This is a genomic window from Mucilaginibacter sp. GW822-FHT03E02, from assembly GCF_058801545.1.
The window spans coordinates 3606896-3633423 of record NZ_JBXANJ010000001.1; the positions used below are offsets into that span (position 1 = coordinate 3606896).

General features: G+C 42.0%; 23 protein-coding genes, 1 tRNA gene and 1 pseudogene. 12 read left to right on the forward strand and 13 right to left on the reverse strand.

Translation table 11 applies throughout. The features are described from left to right. Positions 1–124 precede the first annotated feature (124 nt). Positions 125–1549 (forward strand): DNA/RNA non-specific endonuclease, encoded by a 1425-nt coding sequence (locus AC1RM2_RS14975; RefSeq protein WP_492985974.1) that lies wholly within the window; start codon positions 125–127, stop codon positions 1547–1549. Between the two features lie 123 nt (positions 1550–1672). Here AC1RM2_RS14975 and AC1RM2_RS14980 read toward each other — a convergent pair whose 3' ends face one another. The 5 genes from AC1RM2_RS14980 to AC1RM2_RS15000 all read right to left on the reverse strand — a co-directional run bounded on the left by AC1RM2_RS14980 (position 1673) and on the right by AC1RM2_RS15000 (position 5992). Continuing rightward, on the reverse strand, positions 1673–2668 hold the full coding sequence (locus AC1RM2_RS14980) for a virulence RhuM family protein (RefSeq protein WP_492985975.1): 996 nt from the start codon (positions 2666–2668) through the stop codon (positions 1673–1675). 168 nt (positions 2669–2836) lie between these two features. Beyond that, positions 2837–3625: an MlaD family protein gene (locus tag AC1RM2_RS14985; RefSeq protein ID WP_492985976.1), complete on the reverse strand. Its 789-nt coding sequence runs from the start codon at positions 3623–3625 to the stop codon at positions 2837–2839. After that, positions 3622–4413 (reverse strand): ABC transporter ATP-binding protein, encoded by a 792-nt coding sequence (locus AC1RM2_RS14990; RefSeq protein ID WP_492985978.1) that lies wholly within the window; start codon positions 4411–4413, stop codon positions 3622–3624. Before AC1RM2_RS14990 ends, AC1RM2_RS14985 begins: the two co-directional genes overlap by 4 nt. Before the next feature lies 1 nt (position 4414). After that, positions 4415–5191 carry an MlaE family ABC transporter permease gene (locus tag AC1RM2_RS14995; protein WP_492985979.1) on the reverse strand — a complete coding sequence of 259 codons (777 nt, stop codon included), beginning with the start codon at positions 5189–5191 and terminating at the stop codon, positions 4415–4417. Positions 5192–5281: 90 nt separating this feature from the next. After that, positions 5282–5992, reverse strand: coding sequence for a pirin family protein (locus AC1RM2_RS15000; RefSeq protein ID WP_492985981.1), 711 nt, complete (start codon positions 5990–5992; stop codon positions 5282–5284). Between the two features lie 265 nt (positions 5993–6257). On the opposite strand from AC1RM2_RS15000, the gene AC1RM2_RS15005 reads away from it, so the two are divergent. The 5 genes from AC1RM2_RS15005 (at position 6258) to AC1RM2_RS15025 (ending at position 13203) form a co-directional block, all read left to right on the forward strand. Beyond that, positions 6258–6914, forward strand: coding sequence for an NAD(P)H-binding protein (locus AC1RM2_RS15005; RefSeq protein ID WP_492985982.1), 657 nt, complete (start codon positions 6258–6260; stop codon positions 6912–6914). After that, entirely contained in the window at positions 6911–8779 is a 1869-nt protein-coding gene (locus AC1RM2_RS15010) for an ABC-F family ATP-binding cassette domain-containing protein (protein ID WP_492985983.1), read from the forward strand. Before AC1RM2_RS15005 ends, AC1RM2_RS15010 begins: the two co-directional genes overlap by 4 nt. A gap of 1 nt (position 8780) precedes the next feature. After that, positions 8781–9026, forward strand: coding sequence for a CBU_0592 family membrane protein (locus tag AC1RM2_RS15015; protein ID WP_492985985.1), 246 nt, complete (start codon positions 8781–8783; stop codon positions 9024–9026). Positions 9027–9578: 552 nt separating this feature from the next. Further along, complete coding sequence (mnmG, locus tag AC1RM2_RS15020; protein WP_492985986.1) at positions 9579–11441, forward strand: tRNA uridine-5-carboxymethylaminomethyl(34) synthesis enzyme MnmG; 1863 nt, start codon at positions 9579–9581, stop codon at positions 11439–11441. A gap of 115 nt (positions 11442–11556) precedes the next feature. Next, on the forward strand, positions 11557–13203 hold the full coding sequence (locus AC1RM2_RS15025; protein WP_492985988.1) for an Ig-like domain-containing domain: 1647 nt from the start codon (positions 11557–11559) through the stop codon (positions 13201–13203). Here the strand turns inward: AC1RM2_RS15025 and AC1RM2_RS15030 are convergent. Next, entirely contained in the window at positions 13193–13705 is a 513-nt protein-coding gene (locus AC1RM2_RS15030; protein WP_492985989.1) for a gamma carbonic anhydrase family protein, read from the reverse strand. The genes AC1RM2_RS15025 and AC1RM2_RS15030 overlap by 11 nt on opposite strands. A 35-nt stretch (positions 13706–13740) precedes the next feature. After that, complete coding sequence (locus AC1RM2_RS15035; protein ID WP_492985991.1) at positions 13741–14268, reverse strand: energy transducer TonB; 528 nt, start codon at positions 14266–14268, stop codon at positions 13741–13743. A gap of 74 nt (positions 14269–14342) precedes the next feature. On the opposite strand from AC1RM2_RS15035, the gene AC1RM2_RS15040 reads away from it, so the two are divergent. Beyond that, positions 14343–14415: transfer RNA gene (locus tag AC1RM2_RS15040), tRNA-Gly, on the forward strand. 136 nt (positions 14416–14551) lie between these two features. Here the strand turns inward: AC1RM2_RS15040 and AC1RM2_RS15045 are convergent. Together AC1RM2_RS15045 and nadA are read right to left on the reverse strand one after the other, a co-directional pair. After that, positions 14552–14842: a hypothetical protein gene (locus tag AC1RM2_RS15045; protein WP_492985993.1), complete on the reverse strand. Its 291-nt coding sequence runs from the start codon at positions 14840–14842 to the stop codon at positions 14552–14554. 183 nt (positions 14843–15025) lie between these two features. Next, positions 15026–16018, reverse strand: coding sequence for a quinolinate synthase NadA (gene nadA, locus AC1RM2_RS15050; protein ID WP_492985995.1), 993 nt, complete (start codon positions 16016–16018; stop codon positions 15026–15028). Positions 16019–16425: 407 nt separating this feature from the next. Here nadA and nadB point away from each other — a divergent pair, with 407 nt between their 5' ends. Further along, on the forward strand, positions 16426–18018 hold the full coding sequence (nadB, locus tag AC1RM2_RS15055; RefSeq protein ID WP_492985996.1) for an L-aspartate oxidase: 1593 nt from the start codon (positions 16426–16428) through the stop codon (positions 18016–18018). Between the two features lie 520 nt (positions 18019–18538). Continuing rightward, positions 18539–19633 (forward strand): SGNH/GDSL hydrolase family protein, encoded by a 1095-nt coding sequence (locus AC1RM2_RS15060; protein WP_492985998.1) that lies wholly within the window; start codon positions 18539–18541, stop codon positions 19631–19633. A gap of 277 nt (positions 19634–19910) precedes the next feature. Here AC1RM2_RS15060 and AC1RM2_RS15065 read toward each other — a convergent pair. From AC1RM2_RS15065 to AC1RM2_RS15080, 4 genes and pseudogenes are all read right to left on the reverse strand, one after another. Then, positions 19911–20564: pseudogene (locus AC1RM2_RS15065) on the reverse strand (phosphatidylserine decarboxylase family protein); the annotation flags it as partial. Between the two features lie 26 nt (positions 20565–20590). Beyond that, positions 20591–21397: a phosphatidate cytidylyltransferase gene (locus tag AC1RM2_RS15070; protein WP_492986000.1), complete on the reverse strand. Its 807-nt coding sequence runs from the start codon at positions 21395–21397 to the stop codon at positions 20591–20593. Further along, positions 21394–21606, reverse strand: a complete 213-nt coding sequence (locus AC1RM2_RS15075) for a putative signal transducing protein (protein WP_477445891.1) — start codon at positions 21604–21606, stop codon at positions 21394–21396. Before AC1RM2_RS15075 ends, AC1RM2_RS15070 begins: the two co-directional genes overlap by 4 nt. After that, positions 21606–22553, reverse strand: coding sequence for a CPBP family intramembrane glutamic endopeptidase (locus AC1RM2_RS15080; RefSeq protein ID WP_492986002.1), 948 nt, complete (start codon positions 22551–22553; stop codon positions 21606–21608). The genes AC1RM2_RS15075 and AC1RM2_RS15080 overlap by 1 nt, the downstream gene beginning before the upstream one ends. 40 nt (positions 22554–22593) lie before the next feature. Here AC1RM2_RS15080 and dusB point away from each other — a divergent pair, with 40 nt between their 5' ends. The 3 genes from dusB to AC1RM2_RS15095 all read left to right on the forward strand — a co-directional run bounded on the left by dusB (position 22594) and on the right by AC1RM2_RS15095 (position 26430). After that, positions 22594–23586, forward strand: a complete 993-nt coding sequence (dusB, locus tag AC1RM2_RS15085; protein WP_492986004.1) for a tRNA dihydrouridine synthase DusB — start codon at positions 22594–22596, stop codon at positions 23584–23586. Positions 23587–23633: 47 nt separating this feature from the next. Next, positions 23634–24020: a Co2+/Mg2+ efflux protein ApaG gene (gene apaG, locus AC1RM2_RS15090; RefSeq protein ID WP_147054231.1), complete on the forward strand. Its 387-nt coding sequence runs from the start codon at positions 23634–23636 to the stop codon at positions 24018–24020. A gap of 193 nt (positions 24021–24213) precedes the next feature. After that, entirely contained in the window at positions 24214–26430 is a 2217-nt protein-coding gene (locus AC1RM2_RS15095) for a WG repeat-containing protein (RefSeq protein ID WP_492986005.1), read from the forward strand. Positions 26431–26528: the final 98 nt, after the last annotated feature.

A 26528-nucleotide genomic window follows, 5' to 3' on the forward strand; every position in this document is an offset into this window, starting at 1 on the left:
ACTACAATTAAATAACGGTTCATCGCGCTAAATACTTAGACAACCCGCCAATATAGTATTGCTATAGTTTATTAATATTTAGTTAATATTAATTGCCGATTATTGCCTCATTAAAAACTATCCTATGAAATTAAGAAATTTATTTATCTGCATTGGCTTAATGCTGGCTATGGCCAGCTGTAAAAAAGACCTGCAAAACCCGCACATCCCGCCCGGCGATACCACGGTTGTACAACAGCCGGTGCCTTATACGGTTGTTGAAACTTTTGAAAACGGCACCAAAACGGCCTATGCTATTGCAAACGTTCAGCTAAGTACTGGTTTGTGGAGTTTTAACGATGCATTGATAGGCAGCCTGGCCGCTGATGTTAAAGATGGCAATAAAGCAGTAAGGCTGCGCACCGGCGATATCACTATGAAATTTGATGTAAAAGGGTTAAAGCAAATCAGCATCAAACATGCCAAGTACGGTAATGACGCTGCATCAACCTGGCAACTGATGATGTCGACAGATAGCGGAGCTACTTTTACGCAGTTGGGTACAGACATCGCCGAAAACAGCACCAGCCTGGTTACCGACTCATTTAAGGTGACGACAACGGCAAAAGTGCGTTTCCAGATCAGGAAACTGGGGACAACCCGTATAAACATTGATGATATTACCTTCAAGGGCCTTGGCGATCCGGGAATTATTGTTGGCCCGCCCGATACCGGCGGGAGCGATACTACAGGCAATACCGGTACAGCAGCGCCCGACAGAGGGGTTATTGCCGGCACCGATGCACAGCCAACAACCGGCGACAACAGCAACATTTTGCTGGGCAATCCATCAGATGCACAGCCTGCTATTGTTATGGCGAACAACTACCTCATTGATCAAAAATATTATGAGGAATCATATAACAGCACGCGCGGCACGCCAAATTGGGTAAGCTGGCATCTTGATGCTACCAATATTACCAATGCCACCGCCCGCCTGGATAATTTTGCCGGGTTTAACGGCTTGCCTACAGGGTTTTACGAGGTAGAAAGCAACAGCTATTCTGGCTCCGGGTTCGATAGGGGGCATAACTGTCCTTCGGCCGACCGTACAAGCTCGGTTAATGCCAATTCGGCTACATTCCTGATGACCAATATGATACCACAGGCGCCGCAAAACAACCAGCAAACCTGGGCAAACCTTGAAAATTACCTACGCGAGCAGGTTGTTGCCGGGAATGAAGTATACATAATAATGGGGAGTTACGGAACCGGCGGAACGGGCTCAAACGGCGCCGTAAGTACTATTACCAGCGGCCATGTAACGGTGCCAAGTAATGTTTGGAAAGTGGCTGTTGTTGTGCCAACCGGCGACGGCGATGTTAACAGGATTACAGCAACCACAAGGGTAATAGCTGTTAATACACCAAACATTAACACCATTAATGCCGACTGGAAACAATACCGCGTAACCGTGCGGGACATTGAGAAAGCCACCGGTTATAATCTGCTATCAAACCTGCCGCAAGCGGTACAGGATGCCGTAGAAACTAAAAAAGATAACCTGTAACAATATCCACAAACACAAAAGAGGGCCTACTTTAACTAACAGTATAGTATAAAGGATGGGCCCTTTTTTTAATTGAAAATAAAAGCGGGGTTGTTTGCATACCTTAATTGGATAACACCGTGCTTATCCGGTTTTTTTAGGTTTTATTTTTTTAATGGTCTTGTCAATCTGGGTCAAAAAATGCTTTTCGACTTCAGAAAGGCCATTTTTGGTTTGCTCTTTATATTTTTCGAATTCCTCTTTCGCTTTTTTTAAGGCCTGGTCGTGACTGATACTGCCGGCATTTTGTAAAATGTCGTTACCGGTCATTCTTACAAATTCGTCTAAACGTGCTATCCAATCACTCATGTACATGGGTTTCCGGTTAAGCGCCTGCAGCTCGGCCAATTCTAAATAGGCTGTTACCATGCGGTTAAGTACGTTCAATTCATTTTCGTTAAGGTAGTTTTTTGCAACTTCTATTTCCTGCCGTGTTGGTTTGTTCCCCTTGATATGGGTAAGGCCAAGGTTTGTTTTTTGGGCATCAATACGCTGATAAATAATTTCGGCTGCGGTATGGCCGTGGGCAGCCCAATGCATTTTATTTTGTACCGTTTGGAAAAAGAGGATTGATATTTCGAGTTTGGGATCGTAATCTATGCTGGTAGCGTAAATATCAAGTACCTTACTCCAAAATACCTTTTCGGACGACCGGATATCGCGGATGCGGGCAAGTAACTCTTCAAAGTAGTTTCCGCCTCCGGCTTGCTTCAACATATCGTCGTTCATTGTAAAACCTTTTACAATGTATTCCCGTAGCCTGGCAGTGGCCCATTGACGAAATTTGGTACCCTGGTGACTTTTTACACGGTAGCCGACGGAAATGATTACGTCGAGGTTATAGTAATTAGTTGGTTTGGTAGAAAAATCGGAAATTCCGATTTTTCTTATAGATAACTCACTATTGAGTTCCTGTTCTTCAAAAATATTTAAAATATGTTCATTAATTGTTGATCGCGATTTTTGAAAAAGTTCGACCATTTGATCAATCGTAAGCCAAACGGTTTCGCCCTCCAGGCGCGTTTCAATTTTTGTATTGCCGTCTTCGGTTTGATATATAATAATATTGCTATCGTCCATGAATTAGTATCTCCGCTCAAGGTTTAAACGAAGATACTAAAAACAATAGCATTGTAAAGGCTTTTTACCTATAGCAACACTTTCCGATTGCCGCAACATATCTGAAATAGGTTCCTTCCCAATTAATGTCTTTTACAGTACAACACAGCCCTTTTAATTGAATCTTTTTTAGTTATTATCGTCTGCCTTTTCTTTCGCGGCCTTATCCTGGCCCTTTTGCAATTTTTCCTGCGCTTTTTTGATGGAATCCTGTTTGGCTTTAGCCGCCTTTTTCTTTTTGTTGAAGAAACCTTTTAGCAGGAAATTTGATTGCGCCGCTTTCAGGTCTTCATTTAAAGTGCCGGTGGTTGCATGCACATTTTGCATCGTTGTTTTGGCCTGCCGCACAGTACTTTCCAGGCTTCGCGATAAATTGTCGCTATTCAATAAACGGCCTAAACTGCCTTTTCCACTGTTTATTTTGCTCACAATTTCTGCTAAGTCGCCGGTCATCTCTTCGGCATTATCGGCCACCCTGGTTAGTTTGGTAATTATCCTGTCTACATCAACCGGGTTAACCGAGGCCAGCCTGCCGCCGTCCTGCACTTCCTGGTTACTGGTAATGCCGCCCGGGGCCAAAACAACCAGTTTATCGCCCATCAAACCATCGCTGCCGATGCTAAGCTTTGAATCGGTTTTTACAAACTTTTTTACTTTATCATTCAATGTGAGATCAACCCTTACCGAGCTGTCTGTCACAATGTTAATAGCATCTACCACACCTACATTGATGCCCGCAAACCGAACATTGTTGCCCACCTGCAAGCCGTTTACATTTTTAAAGGTACCGTAAACGGTAAAAGTAGAATTGAACAGGCTTTTTTGGCTGCCTATAAAAAAAACGGCCAATGCCAGTATTACCAGGCCAAGAAAAGTAAAAAGGCCAATTTTTATTTTTTGTGATGATGTGGTTTTCATGTTGTTTTGTTAAAAAATGATCGGACAAGTTCGTTTTCTGATTTTTGAAGCGCTGCCCAGCTGCCTTCGGCAATAAATTCTCCGTCATTCATAATCATAATCCGGTCTGCCGTAATGCGGGCGCACTCCAGGTCGTGGGTAATGATGATAGACGATGTTTTATATTTTTTTTGCATGTGGAGTATCAGCTCACTGATCTCCCGGGATGTTATTGGATCTAATCCGGTGGTAGGTTCATCATACAGCATAATCTCGGGGTTCACAATTAATGTGCGGGCCAGACCTACCCTTTTGCGCATCCCGCCCGACAGGTCAGACGGCAGTTTATCAATCGCATCAAGCAATCCCACGTTATCCAACACCTCTTCTACCTTTTCGTCAATTTCTGCCTGGTCTTTTAGCTTAAGCACCCTGGTAAGCGGAAATTCCAGGTTCTCGCGTACGGTCATGCTATCGTACAATGCGCCGCTCTGGAACAGGAAACCTATTTTAATGCGAAGCTGTTTAAGCTCTTCGTCGCCCATTTCTGCTACCTCATTATCAAAAACCTTTAGTTCTCCTCCATCGGGTTTTAACATGCCAACCACGCATTGTATCGTAACCGATTTACCCTGGCCCGATCGGCCAAGCACCACCATATTTTCGCCCCTCTTCAGGTCGAAAGTGATCTTTTTTAATACTTCTTTATCCCCAAATGATTTCTTTAGTGCCTTGGCATGTATAACCACTTCATCCTTTGGTGTCGATGGTTTTTCCGGTTTTTCGATATTTTCCTTTGTTGCTGCCATCTTACCTATAATATAATAAACTGGTGATTTGTACAGCAATGGCATCGATAACGAAAATCCAGAGCGAAGCGGTTACAACGGCAGAATTTGCGGCAATACCCACGCTCTCGGTGCCTTTATTGGAGTGATAGCCCTTATAACATCCTACAAAGCCTATCGCGAAGCCAAAAAATATGGTTTTTATAACCGCCGGTAAAAAGTCTGAGAAATCAAGGGAGCCAATACATTTTTGAAAATACAGGGTAAAGCTGATTTTATCGTTGATATTAAGCGACAGAAAGCCCCCCAATAACCCAATTACATCGCCAATTACCGATAAAAGCGGCACCATTAAACTGGTTGCTATAATACGGGTTACCACCAGGTATTGGATAGGGTTGGCGCCGGATACTTCCATGGCGTCTATTTGCTCGGTAACTTTCATACTACCCAGTTCGGCGCCAATACTGGAGGCTATTTTACCGGCGCAAATAATGGCGGTAATAACCGGGCCCATTTCGCGCACAAACGATACCGCTAAGGTTTTAGGCAACATGCTTGCTGCGCCGAGGGCAACAAGCGATGGCCTGAGTTGTAATATAAGCACAAAGCCCATGATGAAGGAGGTTATACCTACCAGCATCATGGACCTGTAGCCTATTTCGTAACACTGCCGCACAAACTCCGACCATTCGAAGCCGCCGGCAAAAATATTTCTGAAAAATCTGCCGAAGAAAACACATTGTTCGCCAATGCTCAACATCCACTTTCGCCAGCCGGTAATTACCTGTTCTGCCATATATTAGGTTATAATTTGACATACAACAACGTATTGTCAAAATGTTTTGCAGTTCAGGAAAATTGACCGTTGGCGGTCGGCTTGCAGGATTTATGACATCGGTACGTCAATGATCAGGTAACGGGATTTTTCTTCGGTTTCAATTGTAAGTGAACTGGTATCATAAACACCTATAGCATCCCTTTTGTTTAGTAGGGTGCCATTTATTTTAGCAAGGCCGTCTAACAAGAACACATAAGCGCCATTACCGGGCGTTTTTATAGCATAATTTAAAGCCTTCCCCGCCTCAAAAGTACCCATGCTAAAAGTGGCATCTTGGTGCAGCCAAAGGTTACCTTCGCTCCTATCCGGTGATACCAGCACGGTTAGTTCATTTAACTTAAACTGACCACTAAAACTCTTTTGATCGTATCTTGGTGCTACATTTCGCTCTTTCGGAAACAACCATATCTGTAACGTTTTAGCGGCATCTGTTTTCGATGCATTATACTCTGAGTGATAAACACCGGTTCCGGCCGACATTACCTGCACATCGCCGGCATTAATAACACCTTTATTGCCCATATTATCCTGGTGCTCAAGGCCGCCTTCCAGTGGGATGGTCACAATTTCCATGTTATCATGCGGGTGCAGGCCAAAACCCCTGCCGCCAGCTATAGTATCATCATTTAAAACCCGCAAAGCTCCAAAACTCATCAGTTCGGGGTTATAGTAAGGGCCAAAACTGAAAGAGAAATTTGCCTTTAACCAGCCTATATCATTTTTTCCACGTTCGTTTTCGGGATAAAATATTGTTTTCATTGTTGTACTTTCCTTTTTATATGTTTAAACATCAATAGATGTGCCAATACGTTATTAGTTCTCGCGCAAAGACGCTAAGGCGCAAAGGGACTTAAGTTCCACAAGGCATGAATTTCCCGGGAAAAAGGTTTGTTTTTATTAATTAACAGTCAAATAATTAATAAACTAAACCATTCTTAAGAAATCTTTGCGCCTTAGCGTCTTTGCGCGAAACACAAATTGCACTCATTTAATTATGTGTATTTTTGCAAAAAATTAAGTATCAATGGCAAATAAAGCTATTATTGCAGGTTCAACAGGACTTATTGGCAGTAAATTGCTCCAAATTTTGCTGCGTGAAAGCTTTTACGACGAAGTTTTGATCCTTGTGAGGAAAAAAATAGACCTCGATCATAAAAAATTAACGCAGCTGGTGGTCAATTTCGACCAGTTGGATAGCTATGCCGATGCGCTAACGGGGCATGCTTTATTTAGTTGCCTGGGTACAACCAATGCCAAAACGCCGGACAAAACAGTTTACAGGCATATCGATCATGATTATCCGGTTCAGTTGGCACAGTTGGCCTTAAAGAATGGTATCGGACAGTATCACCTAATATCATCAATTGGCGCAGATACTGGTTCGTCGTTTTTTTACACTAAAACCAAGGGCGAAACAGAGGCTGATATTCGGCAAATAGGGTTACCTGAATTATATATCTACCGCCCATCAATGTTAACCGGCAACAGGCAGGAAAAACGATCAATGGAAAAAGCGCTGATCGATTTCTATAAAATAATAGATCCCCTGTTATTGGGCAGCTGGAAGAAATACCGGAGCATAGCCGGCGAAACGGTGGCTATGGCCATGTACAAACAATCAACAAAAAACAATACGGGCACGTTTATGTACGAGTCTGATCAAATAAAGCAACTATCGTGAGTACTTATCTATCTGCCGAGAACCTTGGCCATCAATTTCATGACAACTGGTTATTTAAAAATATAACCATAGGCATTAACCGCGGCCGCAGGGTTGCACTGGTTGGTGTTAACGGCGCAGGCAAATCAACTTTATTAAAACTGCTGGCCGGTTATATTAAACCAACCGAGGGCAAAGTGGTACAGGCACGCGACCTTAATATGGGCTACCTGGAGCAGGACCCCGGATTTAAGGATGCCGTTACCATCAGCGATTATATTTTTCATGCCGATGATGTACAGCAGCAAATGATCCGTAAATACGAGGAACTGCTGGAAAACGACCCTGACAACGCCAAGGCGCTTGAAAAGATCATGGAAGAGATGAGCGAGGTTGATGCCTGGGAGTATGAGTACAAAATAAAAACCATTTTGGGCCGGTTGGATATCCATCATCTTAACCAGCACATCAACACCCTATCGGGCGGACAAAAGAAACGTTTGGCTTTGGCTAAGCTACTGATTGAAGACCCAGACATCTATATTTTAGATGAGCCTACCAACCACCTGGATATTGATACTATTGAATGGCTGGAAAAGTTACTGACCGATGGATCAAAAACTATCCTGATGGTTACGCACGACAGGTATTTCCTGGATAACGTTTGTAACGAGATACTGGAGATTGACCGTGGTAAGATAGTACCCTACAACGGCAGCTATGCTTATTACCTTGAAAAGAAAGCCGAGCGGGATGCGGCAGACGAAGCATCGTTCCAGAAAAACAGTAATCTTTTAAGGAAAGAATTGGAATGGATGCGCCGCCAGCCACAGGCTCGTGGTACTAAATCAAAAGCGCGTATTGATGCTTATTACGACCTGGAGGATAAAACCAAACAGGGCGGAGCCCGCGAAAAGGTTGAACTAAGTGTTAAAACAGCACGCCAGGGCAACAAGATCATGGAGATGGAGCACCTTTATAAGGGCTTCAATGGAAATACTTATATCGAAAACTTTAGCTACGTATTTAAAAAAGGCGACAGGATTGGCTTAGCCGGTAAAAACGGTACAGGTAAATCAACCCTGTTAAACTTAATTACCGGGGGTTTGCAGCCGGATAAAGGAACCATTGTAAAAGGCGAAACCACGGTTATCGGCTACTTCCACCAATCGGGAATTGTATTTAAAGAGGACGATCGCGTGATAGACGTGGTAAAAAACGTGGCCGAGTTTATCACCATGGCCGATGGCAAAATGATTTCGGCTTCTGCCTTGCTCACTTTGTTCCTGTTCCCTCCTGCCAAGCAGTATGGCTTTATCTCCAAACTAAGCGGTGGCGAAAAGAAACGTTTGCAGCTGATGAGTATACTGATGAAGAACCCCAATTTCCTGATCCTGGATGAGCCTACCAACGATTTGGATATTGACACTTTGAATGTATTGGAAGAGTTTTTAACCAACTATTCGGGTATATTAATGATGGTATCACACGACAGGTATTTGCTTGATAAACTAACCGACCAGCTATTTATAATGGAAGGCCAAGGTAAGGTGCGCATATATAACGGCAACTATTCATCATACCGGGTTGAACTGGATGAAGCCAAACAGCAGAATAAAAAAGGTAATACTGCCCCTACCCCTGTTGCCGCTCCTATAGCTAAAAAAAGCAAATTAAGCTTTAAAGAAGCCAAGGAACTGGAAACTATAGAAGCGGAAATTACCGTTATAGAAAACAGCATAAAAGCTAAAACCGACGAGTTAAACAAGGTGGGTATTGAGTTGGCAAAGCTTAATGAAACCATAGCGCAGATAGCCGATTTAAATAAAAAACTGGATGCCAAAAGCGCCCGTTGGATGGAACTAACAGAATTAAGCGGAGTATAAAATGAAACTATCAGATATCATAGCATCTATAGGGGTCATCGTTCTTTTGATAGCCTTTGTGCTTAATTTAACCGGTAAACTATCGTCCAAAAACAGGCTTTATATGTTATTGAATTTGATTGGTGCAGGCACGTGTTGCTATGCATCGTACATGGTAAGCTTCTACCCTTTTGTTGTTTTAGAGGGTGTTTGGGGCACTGTAGCACTGGTGTCTTTATTGCGGGTTCCACGTGGAACGTCAGTTTAAAAGGAGATTATTTATAGCTATTTTAACACACAAATGCTATACAAATGAGATACTAATAAACAATAAAGTTACATTTTTATGTAATAAACTGATACTTTTTAATACAAGTATTACAAACGATAGGCTGATACAATAATCATGTTCCACGTGGAACATGATTATAAAAAAGAGTCATCCTATCACCATATATTCAGTTCAATCTTTATTGTTTTATGTTCCACGTGGAACATAAAAAGAATACCATCATTAGCTCGGTATTCGCAAAAGAGGCCATAACTGTAGTTTAAATAAATACTAATCGGCACCGATTAAAGCAAATTGCAGCATATAAACCGTTCGGGTTTTATTCGTGTATTTCGAAAAAATTCGAGACAATTAGTGTGATAAATTAAAAAAAGTAGTAATAACTGCAGTTTAAATAGATACTAATTGGCACTAATTAAAGCTAATTGCAGTATATAAACCGTTCGGGTTTTATTCGTGTATTTCGAAAAATTCGTTCCAATTAGTGTGATAAATTTAACTGTTCCACGTGGAACATGGAGGTATAAAATGTTTAAGAAATATAACGTTATTGTGGTTGGTGCAGGGCATGCAGGCTGTGAAGCAGCAGCGGCAGCAGCCAACCTGGGATCGTCTGTTTTACTCATCACCATGAACATGGGCGTGATTGCACAGATGAGTTGCAACCCCGCTATGGGCGGTGTTGCAAAGGGACAGATAGTGCGCGAGATTGATGCATTGGGTGGTTACTCGGGTATTATAACCGATAAAACATCTATCCAATTCAGGATGCTCAATCAGTCAAAAGGCCCTGCTATGTGGAGCCCAAGAGCGCAAAGCGACCGTATGCGGTTTGCCGAAGAATGGCGTTTAGCATTGGAGCGTACACCTAATGTCGACTTCTGGCAGGATACCGTTTCGTCCCTTTTAATCAAAGGAAATACCATTGCAGGCGTACGTACTTCATTAGGTGTCGAGATAGAAGCCGACGCAGTTGTGCTTACTAACGGTACCTTTTTAAATGGTATCATCCACATAGGCGAGAAGAAATTTGGTGGTGGCCGTGCCGGCGAAAAATCGGCAACCGGCTTGACCGAACAACTGGTTGAATTAGGTTTCGACTCAGGCCGGATGAAGACCGGTACCCCTCCCCGCATCGATGGACGCAGCCTTAATTACTCCCTGATGGAAGAGCAATGGGGCGACGAGGAACGCGGGCGTTTCTCGTACACCGATGTTGAAATGATACAACAGCAACGCTGCTGCTGGATTACTTATACCAATACCAATGTACACGAAACCTTAAAAGAAGGCTTCGAAAAATCGCCAATGTTTACCGGCCGCATCAAAGGATTGGGCCCAAGGTATTGCCCATCTATTGAAGATAAGATAAACCGTTTTGCAGAGCGCGACCGTCACCAGATTTTTGTTGAGCCTGAAGGATTAAACACGGTAGAGATTTATGTAAATGGTTTTTCAACCTCCCTGCCCGAAGATGTACAGTATAAAGCATTGATTCAAATACCCGGTTTCGAGAAAGCCAAAATGTTCCGCCCGGGATATGCCATCGAATATGATTACTTCCCGCCTATCCAGTTAGGCCTTACTTTAGAAACCAAACTAATCAGCAACCTTTACTTCGCAGGCCAAATCAATGGCACCACCGGGTACGAGGAAGCAGCATCGCAGGGCTTCATAGCAGGTATCAACGCGCATCAAAAAATCAATGATAAACATGAGCTGATCCTGAAAAGATCTGAATCATATATAGGCGTGTTGATTGACGACCTGGTAACCAAAGGCACCGAAGAACCATACCGCATGTTTACTTCAAGGGCCGAGCATCGCTTGTTGTTACGCCAGGATAATGCCGACATCCGCCTATCCCCTATGGGCCATGATTTAGGATTAATAAGCGATGAGCGTTTGGATAAGGTAAATCAGAAGATTAAAAACTCGGATGATATTGTTGCTTACACCCGCACCAAATCTATCGACCCATCAACAGTAAATGGTTTGCTGGATGAGTTGGGTACATCGGCCATTAGCCAGGGCGCCAAACTTTTCAATTTGTTAAGCCGCCCGCAGGTTGGTTTTAACGACCTTAAAAAAGCCGATACCGGGTTGGAAGAATTATTATCGGCCTATGACAAAGAAACAATTGAGCAGGCTGAAATAAAAATCAAATATGAGAGTTACTTTATAAAAGAAATGGAAATTGTTGACCGGATGAAAAAAATGGAAGACCGCGAGATCAATCCAAATTTCGATTATCACACTTTAGTTTCATTATCAAAAGAAGCCCGCGAAAAATTGATGAAGATAAAACCACGCACTTTAGGTCAGGCATCCCGAATTTCGGGCGTCTCGCCGTCGGATATTTCGGTTTTACTGGTTCATGTGTCTCGATAATTTATAACTAACTGATAATTAATAATTTACAAAAAGTCTTTTTAAATCAATTATTTTAGATTTTTAATAGTGGGATTCGTCAAAATATAAAAATCGCTTATATCGCCTAAAAACTATGTTAAATCAAAAACCGGCTAATTTTTACAATTTTTTCTTCTATATTTTTGTCGCTTTGGTCATTTTTGGCTGCGCAGCCCAGCAACAACCGCAGGGAGGCCCCAGGGATGTAACACCGCCGGTTTTGGTGAAGGCCTTGCCGGCCAACAAGACCCGAAATTTTGCCGCCAAAGAAATTAACCTGGAATTTGACGAGTTTATAAAACTGGCCAACCAGTACACCGAAATTACCATGAGCCCCACCATGGAAAAACCACCGGAGTACACCGCCAATAAAAAACACCTGCGCATAGTTTTTAAAGACAGCCTTAAAAAAAATACTACCTACGTTATCAATTTTGGAAAAGGCATCCAGGATGTAAACGAAAGTAACGTGATGAAAAATTTCACCTACGTTTTTTCAACCGGTCCGCATATCGATTCGCTCAGCATTTCTGGAACCGTTACTAACACCCTCACCAGGGAAAATGAAAAAGACGTAACCGTAATGCTTTTCCCGCTAAAACAAGACTCCCTCCTGTTTGGTAAAAAGAAGCCATCAATTTTTACCACTACAGATTCATCGGGAAATTTTAGTTTGAATAATTTACATGAAGACCAGTACCGCATCTACGCGTTAAAAGAAGCAAGCCCTGATAAAATTTTCAATAACGATAATGAGCTCATCGCTTTTTTAAAGAAACCCATCAACCTTAAATCAGATACAGCAAATATCAAACTAAACCTGTTTAAGCAATTCCCCGAAAAATTCAGGTTCTCGGAAAAACGATTTGACGTTGACGGCAAAATGCTATTTGTTTTTAATAAGGCTTTGCAAAACCCATCGCTAAAAATAATTTACCCGGCAGATATCAATAACCAGAAATATGTTGAGTTTAGTAAGACCAAGGATACCGCATCGGTATTTGTAAAATACATGAACTTCGATTCTATCCGGGTTGCTGTCTATGATAACAACAAACCGGTTGATACCACCTACCTGCTAAAACAGAAAAAAGAAACCTTCACCAGGGTATTCAATTTTAAATACAATATATCAAACGATAAGTTAAAACCGGGTAACGATCTTAAAATTACCAGCAACCTGCCTGTAGATGTTATTGACAATGCGCAGATCACACTAAAGGAGGATTCTATTGGCCTGGGCTCATCCGATTATACTTTACAAAAAGATACGGGGAATATCAAGAGTTTAACGCTTAAATACCGCTGGCGACAAAACGCCAAATACGAGCTTATTTTTAACGCCGGTGCATTCACGGATATATACGGCGATAAAAATAAATTCGCGTCGAAAAAATTCCAGCCCGATAAGCCTGAAAACTATAGCTCGCTTACGTTGAAAGTTACCTTGCCCGATACCTCAAAAGCCTACGTGGTTGAGTTGCTGAACGATCAAAAGGTAGTATTGGAAACAACCCCTATCAGGCGAAGCGGACCTGTAGCTTATAAAACTATTTTAACCGGCAAGTACTTCATCCGGGTAATTTACGATGAAAATAAAAATGGCCGTTGGGACAGTGGTAACGTACACTTAAAAAAGCAACCCGAAAATACCTGGGTAAATGAAAAAGAGATTACCCTGAGGCCCAACTGGGAGGCCGAGGAGCCTATTGTAGTGCCCAGGGAGCCACTTACTCCATAAACCAACCCGAATACATGATATAGTTTTTGGGAAGCTGCTTAAGCAGTTCTATTTGCTTATCTGTGAGAGGTTTTATTTTTTTAGCGGGCATACCGGCATATAAAAAACCCGATTCGCAAATAGTATTTTCCAATACCACAGCGCCGGCAGCTATGATCACAAACTGGTTAACAACCGCGTGATCCATCACGATGGCGCCCATACCCACCAGGGTATTGTCATGCAGTGTACAGCCATGCACCAGGGCATTATGTCCTATTGATACATTACTGCCAATATTGGTAGGCGCCCTTAAATACGTAGCATGTATCACCGCGCCATCCTGGATATTGGTGTTATCCCCTATCCTGATATAATGCACATCGCCCCGGATAACCGCATTAAACCAAACCGAACAATTACTACCCATTACCACATCGCCAACAATGGTCGCGTTTTCGGCAATGAAGCAATCTTCACCCCAGATTGGGCTTTTATCTTTTACAGGTAATATCAGCGGCATAATTGTAATTATATAATTAATCGGTTATCGAGTTATTAATACTTTAACCCGTAATTCAAAGGTACCAAATAATGAAAACGAACTCTTCTTCCATCCTGCATGGCAGGAGAAAATTTAGGCATGGATTTAAATAACCGGACAGCTTCCTCGTCCAGCCCAGGCGAAACACCTTTTCTAATTTTTATGTTAGACAAACTCCCATCTCTCTCAATTATAAATGACACAATAACTTCACCACTAATTCCACGTTCTCGTTCATCCAAAGGATATCGTGTACTATCAGACACAAATTTACTGAATGCCTTTGACCCACCCACAAACTCCGCTATTACTTCTGCTGAGCGATAAACGTTAAGCGTACTATCTTCGGGGTGATATTCATAAAAAACTGTAGAATCTATTACTGATTTATTAATAGATTTTGGAACAACAGGAATATTCTTTTTACCTTTTTTCTGTTGACCATCCACATTCCTTATTTGAGAAAATCCATCAACAGTTACAACACAGGAAATATTCAAACCAAGCAGAAAAGCTAAAATACATTGCCTGTTAATATTCATTTTAAAATTTATTAAAATAAAAAATCCAAAACCTATTTGACCCGAATATTATTTTTTACTTTAGCATACCATTAGCGGAAATAGCTCAGCTGGTAGAGCATCAGTTTCCCAAACTGAAGGCCGCGGGTTCGAATCCCGTTTTCCGCTCTTATCGCTTCAACATGGCGTTACCACCGCTGATAGAAGCGGCGGTCGGGCTCTTTGCTCATACTGCACAGGCCTTAGCCACAATTGGCCGGTATCCGCGACGATCCCTAACGCTTAAATATTTCTTAAAATAAAGTTATTCTGTATTCCTGTTAAGTATCCATTTTTCATAAGGGTCATCGCCCATCAAGTCGAAATTTGGCAATTCTCCATAATTCACCCTTTGGAAGAAACCGTAGTTCTGCTTCCAATGGCTGCCTTCAGTATTTTCTATCCAAGAATCATATCCAAATGATTTCCAATCAGCCGTTTCACCCGGATTTATTTTCTTAAAAAGCATAGCCGAAATCTGATTGCCCCAAGCTAAAGCATCAGCCTCGGATTCTGCAGTTATAAAAATTCCTGTAGATGATTCGTAATCCTCCATCAATCCCTTATTCCATCTATGATAACTTTCAGTATCGTGATACATGATACCTACCAAATACACTGACATAACCCGAGCTATATTACCAAAACCTCCACTACTTTTTTACATCCTTTATCTTATCCCCAACACTAACTTTTCCCAAAATCGGTGAAATCTTCAAAAAATCAGTGAAATCCCAAATTACAATCCCAGCCTTGCCGATATCTCCAGCATCCTTTCAATAGGTTTTACAGCTTTTTCAATAATATGCTGCGGTACGGTAACCTCTGGCAATCCATTCTTTAAACACAGGTACAATTTTTCAAGTGTGTTGCGTTTCATGTGCGGGCAATCGTTGCAGGCACAGCTGTTATTTGGCGGCGCCGGGATGAATATCTTATCCGGGTTCTCTTTTTGCATCTGGTGTAGTATTCCGGCCTCTGTAGCCACTATAAACTCTTTGTCGGGGTGAGTACCCGCGTACTTTAAAATACCCGTTGTAGAGCCTATATAGTCGGCCATTTGCAATATCACTTCCTCACACTCGGGATGGGCCAGCAGCTTTGCGCCGGGGTGCCTCTCCTTCAGTTTGGTAATCTTTTCGCGGCTGAAAATTTCATGCACCATGCAGGCTCCATTCCATAATACCAGGTCGCGGCCTGTTTTTTTGGCTACGTATGCGCCCAGATTTTTATCTGGGCCGAAGATGATTTTCTGATCTTTCGGCAGGCTCTCTACAATTTGCACCGCATTGCTTGATGTACACACAATATCACTTAAAGCTTTCAGTTCGGCAGTACAGTTTACGTAGGTGATCACCAGGTGATCGGGATAATTTTCCTTAAATTTTTTAAATAAATGTGGCGGGCAACTATCTGCTAATGAGCATCCTGCCTTCACGTCGGGTAGTAAAACCTTCTTTGCAGGCGAAAGTATTTTGGCAGTCTCGGCCATGAAATGTACTCCCGCAAAAACGATAACGTCGGCATCGGTTTTGGCAGCCCGCTGCGATAGCCCAAGGCTATCGCCAATATAATCTGCAATATCCTGTATATCGGGATCCTGGTAGTAATGGGCCAAAATGACTGCATTTTTTTCCTTTTTGAGTTTTTCAATTTCATCAAACAAGTCAAGGGTTGGGTCGATGTATTCGTCCACAAATCCTGTCACATTTATTTCTTCGAAGATATCCATTTCAACAAATCAATTAATAACAACTAATTTTATATATAAATAAAACTATTGTTTGTTATGGTGTTAGTTATGTGCAAAAGTCATTTAAAAAAATGCTTTAAAAGTTATTTTTCACTTTTTATTAACAGTTTTCCACAGGTTTTTATTTTCTATTGAATTGATCCTGTGATTTGTATGACAATCAAATATTAATTTAAAAAGTTATTTGTTAATAATTAGGTAACCTGTAAAATGTTAGCTTTAGTGTTTAAACTGCGCAAAAGTCGCTGAAAAATTTATCACTTTCAGCATCAAAAGTGGAGTTCTCCACACTTTGATTATTTGTTAGCTATTTGTTTACACGAAATTAACATGTTTTATACCGGTTATTAACACAAAGTGTACTTTTACACATATATACATAAAATATGACCCGAAATGTTGATTTTCTGATCGTAGGATCAGGCATCGCCGGATTAAGTTTTGCCCTTAAGGCAGCCAAACACGGTAAGGTGCTGATAGTTACAAAATCAAACGAAGACGAATCGAACACTAAGTATGCCCAGGGCGGTGTAGCAGTAGTTGTTGATAAAAAGGAAGATTCTTTTGAAAAACACATCGAAGACACGTTAATAAGCGGCGACGGCCTTTGCGACCGCGAAGTTGTGGAAGCGGTTGTTAAAGAAGGCCCCGAGCGGATTAACGAAATTATCGATTACGGAACCAATTTTGACAAGACGAACGAAGGCTTTTACGACCTGGCAAAAGAGGGCGGCCACTCCGAATTCAGGGTATTGCATTATAAGGATGTAACCGGGCTGGAAATTGAAAGATCGCTACTGGCAGAGATACACAAGAACCCGAATATTGAGATATTAACACATTATTTTGCTGTCGACCTGATTACCCAGCACCATTTGGGCCAGCTGGTAGGTAAATCCAGCACCGATATTACCTGTTATGGTATTTACGCTTTCAACACCGAAAGCAATGTTGTGGAAAAGATCCTCTCGAAGGTAACCGTAATGGCATCGGGTGGTGCCGGCCATATTTATTCTATCACCACAAACCCTACCATTGCTACCGGGGATGGTATTGCCATGGTTTACCGCGCCAAGGGTAAAGTAAGAAATATGGAGTTTATCCAGTTTCATCCAACTGCTTTATATAACCCCGGCGAATATCCTTCGTTCCTGATATCCGAAGCGGTGCGTGGTTTTGGCGGTGTATTAAAACGTACCAACGGCGAAGAGTTTATGCAGGAGTACGATCCGCGTAAATCATTGGCACCAAGGGATATAACGGCAAGGGCCATTGATGCCGAGATAAAAAAATCGGGCGAGGATTTTGTGTACCTGGATATCCGCCATCGCAGTAAAAAAGATATTTTAAATCATTTCCCTAATATATATGCCAAATGCCTGGAGATTGGGATAGATATGACCAAGGATATGATCCCCGTTGCGCCGGCCTGTCATTATATGTGTGGTGGTATTATGGTTAATCATGTTGGCCAGTCATCTATATTAAGGTTATATGCCTGCGGCGAATGCTCATCAACCGGGCTGCATGGCGCCAACAGGTTGGCCTCCAATTCATTATTAGAAGCTTTGGTATTTGCGCACCGTATTTATGAAGACGCGATAGGAAAATTTGAAAGTTTTGTAATACCGGAAAACATTCCTGATTGGGATGAGCATGGCGTACAACTATCAAACGAAGACATCCTGGTAACCCACAACGTGCGCGAAATGCAAAAGCTGATGAATGATTACGTGGGCATCGTCCGCTCCGATTTCAGGCTGGAACGCGCCATGCGCCGTTTAGGTTTATTGTATGAAGAAACGGAATCATTCTACAAAAAAACCAAGCTATCTGTAAAGCTCTGCGAACTGCGTAACCTGATCCAGGTATCATTCATCGTAGTAAAATCGGCCATGCTGAGGAAAGAAAGCCGTGGCCTTCATTATACTACCGATTACCCGGTACATGCGGAGGAGGTTAACGATACGGTGTTTTAGGGAGAATAAAAATATGTCATTGCGAGCGATAGCGTGGCAATCTCCTCGCATGCTTAACGGATTTGCAAAGTTCGCGATTGCTTCGTGCCTTATAATGACGTGTTTGTAAGTTACTGATTGTCAATATCAAATATCCGTCATTGCGAGGTACGAAGCAATCCCCTACATGCTAAGTCCCACATAGTTTGGGATTGCTTCGTGCCTCGCAATGACGGTAGTTTAGTGCATTAGTTTAACTATATCCGTTGCGCGTCATAACATTTTTTTCGGGGTTTAACTGATAGATACTCGCAATGACGGTAGTTTAGGACATATTTTTTTAGGTTTTACCTGATGAATATTCTCAATGACCATATGATCCCCCTATTCCAAAAAAAATTTTCCCGCCTTCGGCGGATATCACATTTCCCGGCCCGGCGGTTTTTCGCCCTGGTATTTTTATAGCCTTTTATGCCAATAAATTGACCAATATTGCATTTCACCAAAATATGACCAATATTGCCTGTTCAATACAACCTTTATGAAAATAAGATTAGTAATAGTGTTCATGGGTCTGGTACTTGGCAAAAGCTACGGCTACGCAAAGTCAACAGATACCATTTTTGCGGCGCAGTTAAAACCTATCGGGCGCACTATAATCAACAAGCAGCATCAATTGGAACTGATTACATCCGCAGCACATTTTGGCTTTAGCTTTAAGGGGACCGAATGCGCGGTATATGCCACAATTGCTGCAGCCGGGCAGCATAACTACCTGCAATATGAGTTGGATGGTGTTTACCAAAAGAGGGTCAGAATTGATGGTGGTGTAACCACACCGGTTACCATAAAGGCGGATGGCCCTGGTAAGCATAGTGTTTGGATATATAAAGCAACCGAAGCACATACCGGCGCAATAATAATTTCAAAAATAGCCGCCCCGGGTATAAAAAGCCTGGCGATACCCAAACTTCCGTTAATTGAATTTATCGGTAACAGTATTACCTGCGGCGCTGCAGCCGATGATTCGGAAATACCCTGCGGAACTGGCGAATACCATGACCATCACAACGCCTATATGGCTTACGGGCCAAGGGTAAGCCGGGCATTAAATGCCAATTTTGTTTTGGCCAGCGTAAGCGGTATTGGTATTTATCGTACCTGGAACAGGAACGGTCCTTCGATGCCGCAGGTATATGAGCATGTCGATTTCCAGATAAACAATCAGCAGAAATGGGACTTTAGTATCTACAGCCCTAAAATTGTGAGCATAGCTTTAGGTACAAATGATATGAGTAAAGGTGATGGCAGCGCACGCGACTCTTTTGATACAACCCGGTTTGTGACCGATTATGTAAAATTTGTGCAGCTGGTAAAATCCAAATATCCCAAAGCACAAATAGCTTTGCTGAGCAGCCCTATGATACGGGATACATCGAACACTATTTTACAGCATTGCCTTATCAGCATCAAAAAACAAATAGATACCTTTTACCCTAATGATAAACCAGTAGCCACCTTCTTTTTTAAAGCGATGGATGCACACGGTTGCTCGGGCCATCCCAGCGTGGCCGATCATCAAATACTGGCCGAAGAGCTTAAACCATTTTTTGAAGGTTTGTTGAAAGCGAAGTGACAGTCACAAAAAAAGGGATGTCACCAATTTGACATCCCCTTTTTCATATTTTTAACCCAGGTAACTACGCATCCCCTTTGGGCTTAGCGGGTGCTTTTTTAGCGGGTGCAGCTTTCTTAGCCGGTTTTTCGGTTTTTTCAACTTCGGGATGGTCAATAACTAAAGGCAATTCCTGCTGATGGCCTTCGTTAACTATTTCGGCGGGTTCATCATCAAAGCTTTCGGGCCTGTTTATTTTTGCCTGTTGTTCTTCGGCAACCGCGGCTAAACCGGTTGGCAGTTCGGCCAGTATGGTACGGCCGCCTTTTACCACGTCGCCAATATTTACCAATATTTTGGTTCCCAAAGGTAAAAATACATCCACGCGTGAGCCAAACTTGATAAAGCCAAACTGTTGGCCCTGCTCAACAATATCACCCTCTTTTACATACCATACAATACGGCGGGCCAAAGCGCCTGCTATCTGCCTGAACAAAACAGATACACCCTCGCTGTTTTGTACGCAGATGGTAGTACGCTCGTTTTCTGTTGACGATTTTGGATGCCAGGCCACCAGGTATTTGCCTTTGTGGTATTTAAAATAGCTTACCACACCCGCAATTGGGTTACGGTTTACGTGCACATTTACCGGCGACATAAATACCGACAACTGGATGCGTTTGTCTTTTAAAAATTCGGTTTCTTCGGTTTCTTCAATCACTACAACTTTTCCATCGGCAGGGCAAAGTACAGTAGTTTCGTCGGTATTGATGTCAAAAAACGGGCTGCGAAAAAACTGTACGATAACCAGGAAAAAAAATCCCGATAAAATATAAATAAACCATTTAAGCGCATGCGCCTGCGGAAAGTAAAACTGTACAACCGCGTTCAGTACAAAAATAAACAGTACTGTTAAGGCCAATGAGGTGTATCCTTCTTTATGAAAAGTCATATTATAGATGATTTATTACAAAACTACTAATTTGAAATGAAGTATAAGTATGCATAAACAATAGGCGCGGCCATTAATAACCCGTCGAACCTATCGAGCAAGCCGCCGTGGCCGGGTAAAATGCCGCCGCTATCCTTTACGTTGATGCTGCGTTTAAACATCGATTCAACCAAATCGCCCAGGGTACCGAAGCAGGAAATCAGGATGGCTATAGTAACCCATTGTTTCCAGGTAAGTTCGGTATAAAAGTGGCCCAGTATTAAAGCGGCAACGGCGCTAATGATGATACCGCCGATTAAACCCTCATAAGTTTTTTTGGGCGAATGACGTTCAAACAACTTGGTTTTACCCATTTTGCTGCCTACCAGGTAAGCACCGGTATCGTTACTCCACAAAATGATCAGGAAGGCCAGCGGGATATGGAAGTTAAAAACGGCGCCCGCGCCCATAAAAGCCATGGCATGAAAAAACATGAAGGGCACTACCGCGAATATGATCCCCAAAAAAGTAAAGGCGATATTAGTGAACGGGGCGGGTGTTTTTTTATACAATTCCTGTATAAAAATGGCGCTGAAAGTTACGGGAAGTAAAAATATTAAACGCCAGGCCGGGAAGTAAAAATTGGCGGCAACCAGCAAAAAAAACAAGGCGCCATTGATAATGCCGGTTTCGCGGCTGGCTGTCATGCCTCCCTCCCGCACCAGTTTATAAAATTCGAACAGGCAAAAGGCGGATAATAACAGGTAAAACCCGCTGAAAACGTATGACCCCAACAGGTTTGAGGCAATCATCACGATAATAAAAAAGAAGCCGGTGATGGCGCGTAATTTCATAAATTAAGTTGATTGAGGATCATGATCTCGATGGCCTTGCTAAAATCCTCCTGGTGAATGTAAACTTCAATATCGCCGAAGGCACGGTGCGATGAATCTTGTTTGTTTAATAAAACGGTATCGATATGATGGCGGATAAGTACTTGTTTAACAATCTCTGATTGATAAAAATTGGATGAACTAAAAATTTTGACCCAGTTTTTTTCCATTAATTACTCAGCGCCGGTTTTTTTTGCATCGATACATTTCTATATATAAAAAGCAAAAATAATACAATTATCAAGCTAAAAGCATAAGCCCATAAATTAAATACGTGCTGATCATCGGGATTAAGCTTAACTATTTTTTGATTATACAGGTAAGTAATAACCACAGCCGACCCGTTATTTAAAAAATGCCCCCAAACACCCGTCCAGACGCTGCCGCTATACGCAACAAAATAGCCGAATATGGCACCCAGGAATACCCTTGGCAAAAAAGTAAAAAATTCCATATGGAAAGCGCTGAACAGGATGGCGGTTATCCAGATGGCAGCATGTTTGTTTTTGGTAAGGCGCACAAAAATGGTTTGGATAACACCACGGAACAAAAACTCTTCGGCAATGGCGGTAAGCAGGCCAACCACAAACACCGCCCAAAGCATGCTCCAGATATTTTTCATGCTGAGCATAGCCTCGGTAGCTTTTTGTGCCGATTGCTCGGCAGCCCGCATCCACTCTTCCAGTCCTTTTAACGAAGCAGGTAAAACCAGCTTTTGATTAATATTGGTTAAAGCCTCCATTATGGGGTTTGAAAACAGCATGATAGTAAATATCAGCAACAAAAAAACCGGGTTGAAATTGAAGGAGGGCTTCAGGTAATCGCGGGTATTGTTCATGATCAGGCGGGCGAAAATAACCGGAGCCAAAAATAGCGGGATAGTTGTGCTTACTATCTGCAATATCCACAACGCCGAACCAAGATGAGGGTTGCCGGTATTAAATGCAAAGGTATCGGTAAGCGTTTTCATCCCAAAAACAGTCATGATAACGCCCGCGGCTATTGCCGAAAAAACGATCACCAGGCCAACAGTTACCCCGGTAATGGTTAAAAACTGCAGGAAAGGATTAATGCTATTTGTTTGCGGAGTGTACTGTTTTATAGGTTCTTGTATCATTTAGGGTAATTTTCGTATTTTTGCAGGGCTAAAGATAAGCATGTCTGTACAAATAGGAAATATTGATTTAGGGGAGTTCCCGCTGTTGCTGGCGCCGATGGAAGATGTGAGCGATCCTCCCTTCCGTTACGTGTGCAAGCAAAACGGTGCGGATATGATGTATACCGAGTTTATCTCGAGCGAAGGACTGATCCGCGATGCAGCGAAAAGCCGCCAGAAACTGGACATTTTTGAATACGAAAGGCCTATTGGCATCCAGATCTTCGGCAGCGATATCGACCACATGCGCGAAGCTACCGAAATAGCCTCCCTTGCCGGGCCCGATTTAATGGATATTAACTACGGCTGCCCGGTAAAACAGGTGGCCTGCCGTGGCGCCGGAGCCAGTTTGTTACAGGATATTGATAAAATGGTAGCCATGACCAAAGCGGTTGTTAACGCCACCCACCTGCCCGTAACTGTAAAAACCCGTTTAGGCTGGGATGATAATACCAAAAATGTTTACGAAGTGGCCGAAAGACTGCAGGATGTAGGTATAAAAGCCCTAACTATTCATGGCCGTACCCGTGCACAGATGTATAAAGGCGTAGCCGATTGGTCGCTGATAAGGGATATTAAGAAAAACCCGCGTATAAAAATCCCCATTTTCGGCAATGGCGACATCGATTCGCCCGAAAAAGCAGCCGACTGGAAAATGGAATTTGGCGTCGACGGCATGATGATTGGCCGCGCAGCCATTGGGTACCCCTGGATTTTCAGGGAAATAAAACATTTTTTTAACACCGGCCAGCATTTAGATAAACCAACCATTACCGAACGTATTGCAGCCTGCTCAACCCATCTGCAAAAATCTATAGAGTGGAAAGGCCCTAAAACGGGCATTTTTGAAATGCGCAGGCACTATTCAAACTACTTTAAAGGGATTGATCACTTTAAAGAATTCCGGATGAGGCTGGTAACGGCAGGCAATTTAGAGGAGGTTAACCAGATACTGGCCGAGATTGACGAAAAATATGCCGTAGAAATGGCTTAATATTTGTTCGCTTTCATTATATTTGAATTTAACGAGACAAAATCCTCATGGTTACCACTATTACAGACGGTGTTAAGGTTTCCATAGAAACCATATATCAGCCCGAGTACTCTAACCCGGCTAATGATCATTTTATGTTTGCCTACAAGGTAAGCATCGAGAATATGAGCAATTATGCTATCCAGCTAATTAGCCGACACTGGTATATTTTTGATTCCAACGGCGCCAAGCGCGAAGTGGAAGGCGAAGGTGTGGTAGGCCAGCAACCGGTGATAGAACCCGGCCACGCCCACGAGTACGTATCGGGCTGTAACCTTAAAACCGATATGGGCAGCATGAAAGGCGAATACCAGATGACCCGCCTGATGGATAACGCCAGCTTTAATGTGCAAATACCGGAATTTTATTTGATAGCGCCGTATAGGATGAATTAAGCCCTCCGGCCCCCTGAAGGGGGAGGAAGAAAATATAAAGCCTGGATGAGTGATTGTCCGGGCTTTTTTGTAAAAAAACATTTGGGGGGCTAAATTTTTAATAGACAGCCATTATGGTTACTATTGAGCATTGTGCAGCCCGAAAAACCCAAATCATTTTGTGGAATTGCACCAGCTTATGCATCAGAGAGAAATGAAGCGAAAAATTATTTTTTTTATGTTGCTGTCAAGCACCTTGCAGGTTATTGCTCAGCAAAAGCTGGAAGGTGTTTTTGATGATTTTGGCAAGCTAATTCCCAAAAGTAAAAACATTATAATGATGCCCTTTATAGATGGTCTTGCCCCATTTATGTTACACGGCGGAAACCCACGGGATAATTACAATAATAAAGTTGGGTTTTTAGACACCAATATGCATATTGTAATGAAAACCAGCTACTTAAATTGCAGCTATTTTTATCACGGATATGCGGTAATACAAGACTCTTTGCTTAATTATGGGTTAATCGATAAATACGGAAAAATAATTATACCTGTAATTTACAATGGCATTGCGCCATGCGATAATGGTTTATACTTGCTGTTTGACAAGAATTATAAAATAGCCTTAGTAACGGCAGGCGGCAAAATAATTGTGCCACCAGGAAAATACGAAGGCCTTGCCCACGAACCGGAGTTTACAACAATAAGTAGTGTTTGCGGTACCGGATATGCTTTTAACTGGACTTTGCTCAACAACAATTACCACATTAATTTTAAGAAGTTTATAGGCGTTAAAGCAGGCAAAATATGGGCTATTATTGATAGCAGCGGCAACGAGATTATGCGCAAGCGGCTTACCTGGATAGGGGGATTTAATAACCAATACGCACCGTTCAGCATCGGAAAAAAACAGGGTGTTATAGATACCGCGGGTAATGTTATTATCCCGCCAAAATATGTTAGTGTACATGTAATAGATAAGGGTTTGGTTTTGGCATCCCGAGGAAGAAAAATGGGGTTATTATCCACATCGAATAATGTGCTGATCCCTTTTAAATATGACGACATTAAAAGAATAAACGATAGTGCTTTTTTGGCGAGCAACAAAGGGATGCATGGCATAGTAAATATCCAAAACCAAATGATTGTGCCAATGGGCAACTATGTTATTGAAAAATTTGGCAGTGGCTATGTAGTTAGTAATTACCTTGATGGTGACAGTAAGAAAAGATTGCTTAATGGGGATGGCAAACAAATAACAGATTTAGTGGGCAATTTTTATGACGACCAACCTCGTGCATTTTACCAGGGAATAGATAATGACTTTTTAATCTATAACAAAACAGACAAGATTTTTCATAATTACCCCAAATTACAATATAAAAAGATTGGGAACAATTTTGATGACCATACCGCCATAATTTATTACAGGGCTAATAAATGGGGTTTAATAGACACAAATGGTACAGAAGTTACGGGAGCTATATTTGATGATGTAGACTTTACTACTTACCCCGGTTATTATCGGAACTATACAGCAGTAAAAATCCATAACAAATGGGGGGTTGTAAACAATAGCGGCAAGTGTATATTAAATTGCGGATACGATGAAATACACGTGGCAACCTTTGGGCTAATTGTAAGAAAGGGGGATAAATACGGTATTTTCAACAAACAGTTAAAAGCGATTACGCCATTTGCATATGATGAAATACTGTTAAATTATAGACCACATAGCCTTTACAACTCCCCCAATAATCGTGATTATGACGAGATAATAAACCAAAACGATTACTATTTTGCAGCCAGGATAGATAAGACCTGGGGGATGTTAGATCAATGCGGCAATGCTTTAACTTCTTTTAAATTCAATTTGGCCCCCAGGTTTAAGAGCAGCAACGATCTCTATATTTATAGCGCCAATGGCAAACAAGGAGCTATAAATATTTATGGGCAAGATGTTTTAGCCGAAACCTGCGATGCAATTAAACGCGACGATGAACCCAGAAAACCCACAAAGTTTATTTTGAAAAAAGGAAGCCATTACGGCATGATGAACACCAACGGAAAAATAGAAGTCCCTGTAATATATGATGAGTTAAAACGGCTTCCATATTATTTTGACAACGATACCTGGTTTGTTGTTAAAAGGCAAGGTAGTGTGGGCCTGTTAGATAGTGAGGGCAAAGTGAGGATCGCTTGTATTTATAGCAAAATAAGGTTAGATAAGGATAGGCAAACGTGTTTTTTAATAGCCGCAAAGAATAACCACTATGGCATAATCGACCTATCTGGAAACACTATTAAACCATTTATCTATGATAGGATTGAGGCAATGCCAAATCATTTATACAATGCAGTTTTAAATCAAAAACATATTTGGCTCAACGAAAACCTGGCGGAAGTAAGCCCACCTATTGATAAGTAAGTTGATGTGTTTTAGTCGAGCCGAATTTGGCCGACAGCAATAAATTACGTCATGATAGATAAAATGAGAAAAGAAAATTAATTACAGAACAATCAGTA